The following is a 9351-nucleotide window of genomic DNA, read 5'->3' as shown; positions in this document are numbered from 1 at the left end:
GGCGGGCGTGCCCGCCTCGATCAGCAGCGTGGTGGAAGCGCCCACTTCGCCGCCCGCGGAAAACCCCTGCAGCAAACGCGCGAACACGATCAACACCGGTGCGGCCACACCGATCTGCGCGTAGGTGGGCGCAACGCCGATCAGCATGCAGCCCAGCGCCATCATGAAGATGGTGAGCGTCATGGCGGGTTTGCGTCCGGCGCGGTCGGCATAAGCGCCGATCATGACGCCGCCCAGCGGCCGCATCACGAAGCCCACGCCGAACGTCGCCACCGAAGCGAGCAATTGGCCGTAGCTCGACATGGTGGGAAAGAACAGCTTGCCGATGGTCAGCGCGAAGAAGCTGTAGACGGTGAAATCGAAGAATTCGAGCGCATTGCCGATTGTGGCGGCGACGATTAACTGCGTGCGGCTCAGTTTGCCCTTGCGCGCTCCGGTCATGCTGACGCTGTTCATGGCTCTCCTCATCGGCCTCTGGCGGGCCTGAATGTTGACCGTGCAACGGTAGCATTCGCCTGGGCGTACGCGCCACTGATCAAAACCCGGGTAGGCCGCAAAACGGACACCGCATTGAGGCGTCCCTTTTATCGAGGCCCGGCGTGCGCGTCTCATCCGCGTTCGTAAGGTAAAAGAGGCATACTCCCGGCATAGTCAGCACTCACGTTTCGCGCGCCGCGCCGTTTTTGGCGGTTCCGCAAACGCCATGTGGCCTACCCGTGCACAAAGTGGGCACCAAAATTGCGGCAGTGCGTCGAACGTTCCGACGAATCGGGCGGCGGCAGCCTGTGTGCCGCGCCAACGCGCTTCCAGCCGCGCGTTTCGTTCCGCTGTCTTTTCCTCCGCCGCCACTGAAGGGTCGCCGCAGTCGCGACCCGTAAGCCAATGACAAGGATGTCCCTTTCTTCTGCCTTTCGGTTTCCGCGCTCGTCGCGCCTCTATGCTCTCGTTTCCGCCCTCGCCGTTTCAGCCGGCCTGACGCTGTCGCCCGGCGCGTCGAGTGCAACGGCGGCTATACCGGCCACCGTCGCCGAAGCGTTCAAGCCCGGCACGAGCCCGGCGCATCCCGCCCAGCCTGCCGCACCCGCCACTAACGCCAACGCGGCCAACACCGCGGCGCCCGTGGCGCTCACACCCGCCCAGGCGCAGGCGGCCCTGCAGGTTCTCGACGATCCCGTGCAGCGCGGCCACATGGAAGACACACTGCGCGCCATCGCCGCCGCCGGCGCGCTGGCCGCGCCCGCCTCGGCGACCGTACCGGCCAGTGCCCCCGCCGCGGCCTCCGGCGTGGCCGCGGCCACGCCCGCTTCGGCGCCGCTCGCAGGCGCACTGCGCTCCAACGGTCTGGTCGTGCAGATCGCCGATCACGCCGCGCACGGCGCACGCATGATCGGCCAGCATCTGAGCCATACGTTTGTGACGCTGCTCGGCCTCTGGTCTACGCGCAACTGGTGGCAGGACCATCTGAACACACCGCAAGGCCATGCGCTGCTGCTCGCGCTGCTGCGCGTGCTGCTGCTCACGCTCGTGCCCGCGCTCGCGCTCGCCACCGTGCTGCGCCGCGTCGTCGCCTCGCCGGAGCGCGCCATCGCCGCGCATCAGGCCGCGAAACAGCGCGAGGACGCCACGCCCCCGCAAGGCGGCACGCCCGCGCCGCAGCCACAAACGCCTGAAGCGACGGGCACGAGCGTCGCGCTCGCCGCGCAGGCGCAAGCCGCCGATGCCAAGGCCGACGCGGAGCAGGACGCCCTGCGCCAGGCCGCGGGCATGGAGCCCGCCGAGGGCAAGGACGACAAGGACAGCGACCCGAACGCAGGCCCCAATGCGAACGCCAATGCCAACGCGGCGGCGCGTGCCACCGTGGTCGCGGCGCAAGCCGGCGACAACGCCGGCGCCTCGCCAAAAACCGCCGCCGACCGCGCGAAAGAGGCATACCACGCGCTGCGCGGCGCGCATCACTGGCGCCTCCTGCAGCGTCTGCCGGGCGCGTTGCTCGTGATGCTGCTCGAAGTCGTGCCCGTGATCGCCTTCGGCCTGTGCGCCGCGGGCGTGCTTTCGCTCCTCGGCCCCGACGACGCCGCGCCCGCCGAAGCCGTGGGCCAGATCGTCGATACGTATGTGATCTGCCGCGTGATCGTGATGTTCGGCAAGCTGCTGTTCGCGCCCGACGCCGCCGCGCTGCGCCTCGTGCCGCTCCCCGACGACTGGGCCGCTTATGCGCAGCGCTGGCTCGTGCGCGTCGTGATGATCGGCGGCGTGGGCGGGGCGCTTGGCGGGGCGGTGCCGCTCGGCATGACCGAAGACGCGCATCTCGCGCTCGTGAAGGTCGTCTCGCTGGCTGGGCACCTCGCGCTTGCCGTGATGGTCCTGCAACTGCGCCGCCCCGTCGCCGATGCCATGCGCGCCGCCGCCGCGCGCCATGGCTCGTATGCCTGGTTCATGCAATGGTTCGCCGACATCTGGGTCGGCGTTGCGCTCTTCGTCGTCCTGGCGCTCTGGTTCGTCTGGGCGCTCGATCTGCGCGGCGGCTACGCGGCGCTGCTGCGCGCGGGCGGACTCTCGCTCGTCGTTCTGCTCGCCGCGCGCATGAGCGCGATCGTGCTGCTCGGCGCATTGAGCCGCGTGTTCGGGTTGCGCGAGGAACAGGAGAAGATGAGCTTCGGTCAGCGCCGTGCGTATCGCTATTACCCTGCGCTGCGGCGCATCGTCGTCGCGGCGATCTGGATCGTGACGCTCGACCTGCTGCTGCATGTCTGGGGCCTGCGTCCCGCACGCATTCTCGCGCTCGCACCTATCGGGCATATGCTGGGTTCTGCAGTCCTGACTATCGTGATCGCTGTCTTCGCCGCTGTCGCGATCTGGGAGTTCGCAAACGGCGCGGCCGAACGGCGCCTGAACGCGTGGACCGACGCCGGCGACTTCGTGCGCGCCGCGCGCCTGCGCACGCTCTTGCCGATGTTCCGCACCACGCTGCTCGTTTCGATCCTTGTCGTGGTCGGGCTCACCGCGCTCTCGCAGCTCGGCGTGAACACCGCGCCGCTGATTGCGGGCGCGAGCATCTTCGGCGTGGCGCTCGGCTTCGGCTCGCAAAAGCTCGTGCAGGACTTCATCACCGGCATCTTCCTGTTGACGGAAAACGCCATGCAGGTGGGCGACTGGGTGACGGTGGCGGGCGTCTCGGGCACGGTCGAGTTTCTGTCGATCCGCACTGTGCGCCTGCGCGGCGGCGACGGCTCGCTCTACACCGTGCCGTTCAGCTCGGTGACGACCGTCAACAACACGAATCGCGGCATCGGCAACGCGGCGGTGAAAGTGCAGATCGCGCATGGCGCGGATCTGCAGCGCGCCATCGACACGCTCAAGGATATCGGCGCCGAGATCCGCAAGGAAGACGCGTTCAAGAACGGTATTCTCAGCGACTTCGCGTACTGGGGTGTCGACCAGGTGGACGGCGCGGCTGTGACGCTCGTCGGGCAGATTCAGTGCAAGGACTCGGCGCGCTGGGGCGTGCAGCGGGAGTTCAACAGGCGCGTGCTGCTGCGCTTCACGGAACGCGGCATCGAACTGGCGAATCCGCAGCGCAATTTCCTCGTGGGCATGGCGCGCGCTGACGATGTCGAAGGGCATACGTACGGCGACGATCACGACGACGCCACCGGCAACGATCGCACGCGGGCGCAGGCGCGCGGCGCTTCGACGAAAGCAGCTTCGCAAGGCGGCAAGCCGCGCACTGGCCGCGCCGGGGCATCGGGCGACGGTAACGGGTCGTCGAGCGGCAAGCCGAATTGATGCATGGACGCCATGGCCGGTGCGCGGCTCGCGTGCACCGGCCTCACCTTTCGCTTCGTCCGGTCGGTCTCCTGAAAAAGCTCACCGATACACTGCAAGCCATCTCGCGGCGCAACGCCGGCAGGGTAAAGTTCTCCGACTAATCAAGGGTCTGCGAGCGCAGGCATGGTGCGCCGCACGCGCGGCGCGGCGGGTCCCGAAGAAGCTCACCTTGCGCCGGGCGTCTGAACCGTCATGCCGGCAACGAACCGGGACCCGGACGGCGCGCCCGATATAATCGATTAGCCATTCAACGAGGACCTTTCATGAAATCACTGCTTGCCCTGGTCGCCGCTGCCACCGTTGCAACGACCGCATTCGCCGCCAACAGCATCGACAAGCTGCCGTCGGGCGTCGTCGTCGAACACATCAAGCAAGGCACCGGTCCACAACCCACCGCCACCGACGTCGTGCGCGTGAACTATCGCGGCACGCTCGCGAACGGCACTGAATTCGACAGCTCCGACAAGCACGGCGGCCCGGCGACCTTCCCGCTCAATCGCGTGATTCCCTGCTGGACGCAAGGCGTGCAGAAGATGAAGGTCGGCGGCAAGGCGAAGCTGACCTGCCCGGCGGCGACCGCTTACGGCGATCGCGCGGTCGGCCCGATCCCGCCGAACAGCGACCTCACGTTCGAAATTGAACTGATCGGTATCGGGCAGTAATCGAGTCCTGGATACGCCTGGCCGACGTCGGGCGAAATCGGGCATCAGGTATTAAAAAAAACCGGTCGGTCATACCGTCCGGTTTTTTACTTTGCCATCTCAAACCAGGGATGGCAGTTGTGAAATCTGCGCTAACCTGATTGGAAGTCAATGCAATTGATGTAGCAAGTCGCTTGCCTCGAATAATCCACGAAATGCCATGGTACAGTGCTACGGTCAATTCAGTTCCGGAAAGGTAAACCTGTGCATAGACGACATAAGGTATTGATAGGACTGACTTCCGTACTCTTGCTTTGTTATCTCACAATAACAACACGCATCCCTTCTCTACCGACTGCCACACCATGCACTGACGAGTGGTTCAACTATATTGAAGAAAACTACTTCTCTACGGAACGAGGCGATATGTGGAGTGACCCTGTTCGCCTGGACTGGACTGTTGACGGGGACTGGCGGTGGTTCGAATACGTCGAAAAGAAGGCAGGCGCAATGCCTGCCCCGGTCGGTACATCAAAACAAAAGCGCTGTGAAATACTGCAATCGCACCTTGGTTCACACCTTTACATCATTAACGACTCCATTGGCTTATCTATTTCAATTCCCCGGACAGGCTCGCCCTTTACCACTGCTCAGCGCTTGATACTCTCTACCTACTGAACGTCCCGAAGAATTCGCACCCGACATCCCTCGAGGGATTTCGAATCGCCATGAGCTATCCCGTATGCATATCTACAGTAATCGGAGAGTTCGCTGCGGACGTCGGACGGTAGATCATCGACGGCTGGCGCATCACCTTCATTTGCAAAAGGATTAATAAATTCGCTTCTTAGGGTTGGGGTTTCTTTTAAAAAATACACCCTATGTCCATCATGATCAATATATGAATTATAGTATCCAACATACAAATCAAAAACGAAACCGAGCAGCCCGCCAATGACCAGCAAGACGACTACAATCCACTTTTTCTCATGAATCACGCTCCGGGGGCCCCAAGTGATAATCTTGAACGCAGAGATTTTACAATATCCATTCCAAGGTTACCGGGGCATGCTCGCCCCTGCCGATTCGCAAGCCGCTGATATTCCCTGTGCCCGCCAAGCCTGTAGATATGAAAATAATCCTTCAACACACCACATAAAGCGACTGCCGCATTGAGTTGCTGAGTCGTTGGATTATCATGCTTAACGATAACCTGATCAGTCAAGATGACGCGAATATTCTTGATTTTCTCCAAAAACGATAGATTACTGTATTCCTGCTCAAATGCTTCACCAGCCTTCACAAGATCGGCAAGAAACACAATTCCAATCTTTCCAGTATTATCTCCGGCGACATGCTCACCAATAAACCTGATATCACGCGCCTCGTATATTTCGCCTTGACATGAAACGGCGTAGTGATATCCCGCATCATTGAACGGCGGACTTCTGCCCATATCGTCCGCCTGCACACGCTGCATTTCTGCAATGGACGGCGCACCACAGGAATAGCTGCGGCCCGCGTGGTGTATAACGATGTCCTGATAGTCCCAATGGCTCGGACGCATACCTGGGCGCGGCGGTTGCGCGTGCCAGCTTGAACGCTCTATAAGCGGATACCCCTTCCGCCTCAACTGGGTGATGATGGCCTGCCGCGTCGCGGCTCTGTCATCAATACGGATTGCGACGGCATCATTTTTATTGCCGTCCGCCGTGGTATGTGCGTTGGTCCAGTGCTCAATCGTGTAATCAGCCACTCTCAGGCCCCCCGATATGGTTTCAGAGACCGCCTGGGCGATGAAAAGGTGGCGTGGATCTCAACCGACTGCCCACCGTCGGTTTCAATCTTCGTATAACCGTCACTGTCAGTTTTTCCGGACTGTCTGGAACCCGCAACGTCTGCCACATAATCGCGGTTGCGAAGTGGCTCACCGGTCGCTGCGTCCCACACATAGAACCAGCGAACATGGCGCGGCACCTCCGGTTTCTGCGGCGCGGAAGATACTGCGCCCGTCGCGCTTTCAGCGATGCCGCTGCGCATCGCCCCGCCGCCGTCAATGATCTTGAACTTCTGTCCATAAACGGCAACGATCCGGGGCGGAGTCGCGCATTTGCCTCGTCTCCGATAAATACCATACGACGGGACGTACCACTTTCGTCCTCGATGGTCCCGATGGTTTTCTTTGTCCCGTAGACGTGGCCGCCTTCACCACTGTCGAGTGGATCGCCTTCGACCGCTGCATAGTAAATAGCCATTTGTCCCTCTACCGTTTTTCTGCTGGTTGATTCCCGCAGGCAGAAGCTCGCGCGAGCGCGCCTCCTGCGCCCCAAGGTCCGCAGATCCCATCCGGATATACAGACCCGAGATTTATGATCGACAAGGCCGGGGCTGCCCGATATCAGACAAGTTTGAAAACGTATGGCCAGAAATGCAAAAAGCCGCCCCTTGTAAGGGCGGCGCAATGTCCCAGGCGTAGTTGAAGAAGGCCGCGGTTCCCGCTGGGAACCCGAGAGAATCGGGTCTCCACGACCCACTTCCCGGACAGGAAACCAGGGGGGCCTTACGCCTCGACGTCCTCGAAACTGAAGATTTCCGACTGGTCGTTATACGAAAACACCTCGCCATAACGCGCCCACTCGATCACGGTATCGAGCGTTTCTTCGGCGTCGACATCCGAAAGCACGTCCTCCAGCTCCTGCTCGAAGCGCACGCGCGGCGCACGATGGCCGGGCCGCTCGTCGAGCACCTTCTTGATCCGCGCCGCGAGCGGAACATTGCGCAGCAGATGATCGGCGAACATGAGCTTGCGCGCCTGCGTGCCCATCTCGGCGAACACGCGTGCGGGCGGCGTGAGCAGCACATCGCCTTCGCGCACGTCGGCAAAGCCGAGCTGCTGGAGCATTTCCACGATCGGGAACAGGTCGTCGACTTCCAGATGCAGCGAGCGCGCGATTTCCGGCATGTCGGCGCGGCCGTGATACGGCGCGGCCGCCAGCGTCTCGATCAGACCCGCCATGATGTTGGTCGACACGTCCGGCAGACGGCTGCCCACTTCGAGACGGCGATGCGTGGCCTCGGCGGCTTCGCGCGCCGTCATCTTCGCGTAGATGTCGTCCACGAGCTTGCGGAACGCCGGGTCGAGACGGTTGCGCGGATGCTTGAACGGCACCTTGATTTCGGCCGACACGCGCCCCGGGTTCGACGACAACACGAGAATGCGGTCGCACATGAACACCGCTTCCTCGATGTTGTGCGTGACGATCAGCACCGACTTGATCGGCAGGCGGCCTTGCGTCCACAGGTCGAGCAAATCGGTACGCAGCGTTTCGGCGGTCAGCACGTCGAGCGCCGAGAACGGCTCGTCCATGAGCAGAAGTGTCGGGTCGACCACGAGCGCGCGCGCGAAACCCACGCGCTGGCGCATGCCGCCCGAAAGCTCGCGCGGATACGCGTTTTCGAAGCCGTCCAGACCGATCAGATCGATGGCCGCGAGTGCCCGTTCGCGACGCTCGCGCGCGCCCACGCCCTGCGCCTCGAGGCCCGCTTCCACGTTCTGCAGCACGGTGAGCCACGGGAACAGCGCGAAGGTCTGGAACACCATCGACACGCCTTCGGCAGGCCCTTCGAGCGGCTTGCCGAGCCAGTTCACCTCGCCTTCGGTCGGCTCGATGAGCCCGGAGATGATCCGCAGCAGCGTGGACTTGCCCGAGCCGGAACGGCCCAGCAGCCCGACGATCTCGCCCTCGCGCAGCGTGAGGTTCACGTCGTCGAGCACGAGGCGCTCGTCCTCTTTCTTCGCGAAGCCGCGCGAAACATGCTTGACGGCGAGCACTTCCTGGCCGGGAGCGGGCCGCATCGGCAGCAGGTCGGATGAGACGATTTTCGGATTCAGCATGATGTCACTCCATCTCAATCGAGGCGCAGCCGGGACTCGGCGTACGTGTACAGCGGACGCCAGAGCACGCGGTTGAACAGCGTAACGAACAGGGACATCATCGCGATGCCCAGAATGATCTTCGGGAAGTCGCCGGCAGCGGTCGTTTGTGCGATGTACGAGCCGAGGCCATGCGCGACGACTTTCGTGTCGCCCCACTGCACGAACTCGGAGACGATGCTCGCATTCCATGCGCCACCGGAAGCCGTGATCGCGCCCGTGATGTAGTACGGGAAAATGCCCGGCAGCATGGCCTTCTTCCACCATTGCCAGCCGCGAATGCGGAAGTTCGTGGCCGCTTCCTTGTAATCGTTCGGATACGCACTGGCGCCCGCGATCACGTTGAAGAGGATGTACCACTGCGTGCCGAGCACGATGAGCGGCGAGAGCCAGATGTCCGGGTTCAGGTGAAAGCGCACGATCACGATCACGAACACCGGGAACAGCAGGTTTGCCGGGAATGCCGCGAGAAACTGCGCGAGCGGCTGAACCTTCCCGGCGAGCGCCGGGCGCAGACCGATCAGCACCCCGAGCGGCACCCAGATCACCGAAGCGATGGCGATCAGGAGCAGCACGCGCAGCAGCGTGATGAGGCCGAGCACGAACACGTGCCAGACTTCATCGAGCGTCACGCCCGTGCGTACATAGGCCACGACGTGCCACACCACGAACACGGTCAGCGCGATCACGAACGCGGCCCAGATGATGTCGCCGATACGCGAGCGCTTGCTGATCGTGGTGACGACAGGCAGCGACTTCGGCAGTTGCACGCGCAACGGAATGCGCGCGAGCGTGGCAAGCAGGAAGCCCATCGGCACGAGCAGACGATGAATGAGGCGCGTGCGGCGAATCAGGTCGAGCAGCCACGATTCCGGGGCGTCGCCCGAGCTCGTGTTCTCCATGCGGAACTTGTCGGCCCACGCGACGAGCGGGCGGAACAGGAACTGG

The 9351-nt window shown here is 62.8% G+C and carries 6 protein-coding genes; 2 read left to right on the top strand and 4 right to left on the bottom strand.

What is annotated here, in order from left to right; genetic code table 11:
- Window positions 1-456 (bottom strand): MFS transporter (locus BHE01S_RS22940; RefSeq protein WP_042268039.1); only part of this gene is annotated, 456 nt, incomplete at its 3' end.
- A 435-nt stretch (window positions 457-891) separates the two neighbouring features.
- Between BHE01S_RS22940 and BHE01S_RS22935 the strand changes: the two genes are divergently transcribed.
- Window positions 892-3786, top strand: coding sequence for a mechanosensitive ion channel family protein (locus BHE01S_RS22935; RefSeq protein WP_052406063.1), 2895 nt, complete (start codon window positions 892-894; stop codon window positions 3784-3786).
- Window positions 3787-4091: 305 nt separating this feature from the next.
- The gene (locus BHE01S_RS22925; RefSeq protein ID WP_042268035.1) at window positions 4092-4490 is read left to right on the top strand and encodes an FKBP-type peptidyl-prolyl cis-trans isomerase; all 399 of its coding nucleotides are present in this window, start codon (window positions 4092-4094) and stop codon (window positions 4488-4490) included.
- A 973-nt stretch (window positions 4491-5463) separates the two neighbouring features.
- Here BHE01S_RS22925 and BHE01S_RS37070 read toward each other — a convergent pair.
- The 3 genes from BHE01S_RS37070 to BHE01S_RS22915 form a co-directional block, all read right to left on the bottom strand.
- Entirely contained in the window at window positions 5464-6225 is a 762-nt protein-coding gene (locus BHE01S_RS37070; protein ID WP_084069131.1) for a peptidoglycan recognition protein family protein, read from the bottom strand.
- Window positions 6226-7029: 804 nt separating this feature from the next.
- Entirely contained in the window at window positions 7030-8364 is a 1335-nt protein-coding gene (locus tag BHE01S_RS22920) for an ABC transporter ATP-binding protein (RefSeq protein ID WP_042268033.1), read from the bottom strand.
- A gap of 14 nt (window positions 8365-8378) precedes the next feature.
- A partial coding sequence (locus BHE01S_RS22915; protein WP_042268032.1) for an ABC transporter permease subunit occupies window positions 8379-9351 on the bottom strand: 973 nt, incomplete at its 5' end.

The organism is Paraburkholderia heleia NBRC 101817 (genome assembly GCF_000739775.1).
GTDB classification, from domain to species: Bacteria; Pseudomonadota; Gammaproteobacteria; order Burkholderiales; family Burkholderiaceae; genus Paraburkholderia; species Paraburkholderia heleia.
The sequence above is the reverse complement of the archived record's forward strand: the minus strand, read 5'-3'. Positions and strand labels throughout refer to the sequence as shown.

Excerpts from the sequence above, each read along its gene's own strand:
- BHE01S_RS22935 (WP_052406063.1), top strand. The coding sequence starts at position 892 with ATGTCCCTTTCTTCTGCCTTTCGGTTTCCGCGCTCGTCGCGCCTCTAT.
- BHE01S_RS22925 (WP_042268035.1), top strand. The coding sequence starts at position 4,092 with ATGAAATCACTGCTTGCCCTGGTCGCCGCTGCCACCGTTGCAACGACC.
- BHE01S_RS22920 (WP_042268033.1), bottom strand. The coding sequence starts at position 8,364 with ATGCTGAATCCGAAAATCGTCTCATCCGACCTGCTGCCGATGCGGCCC.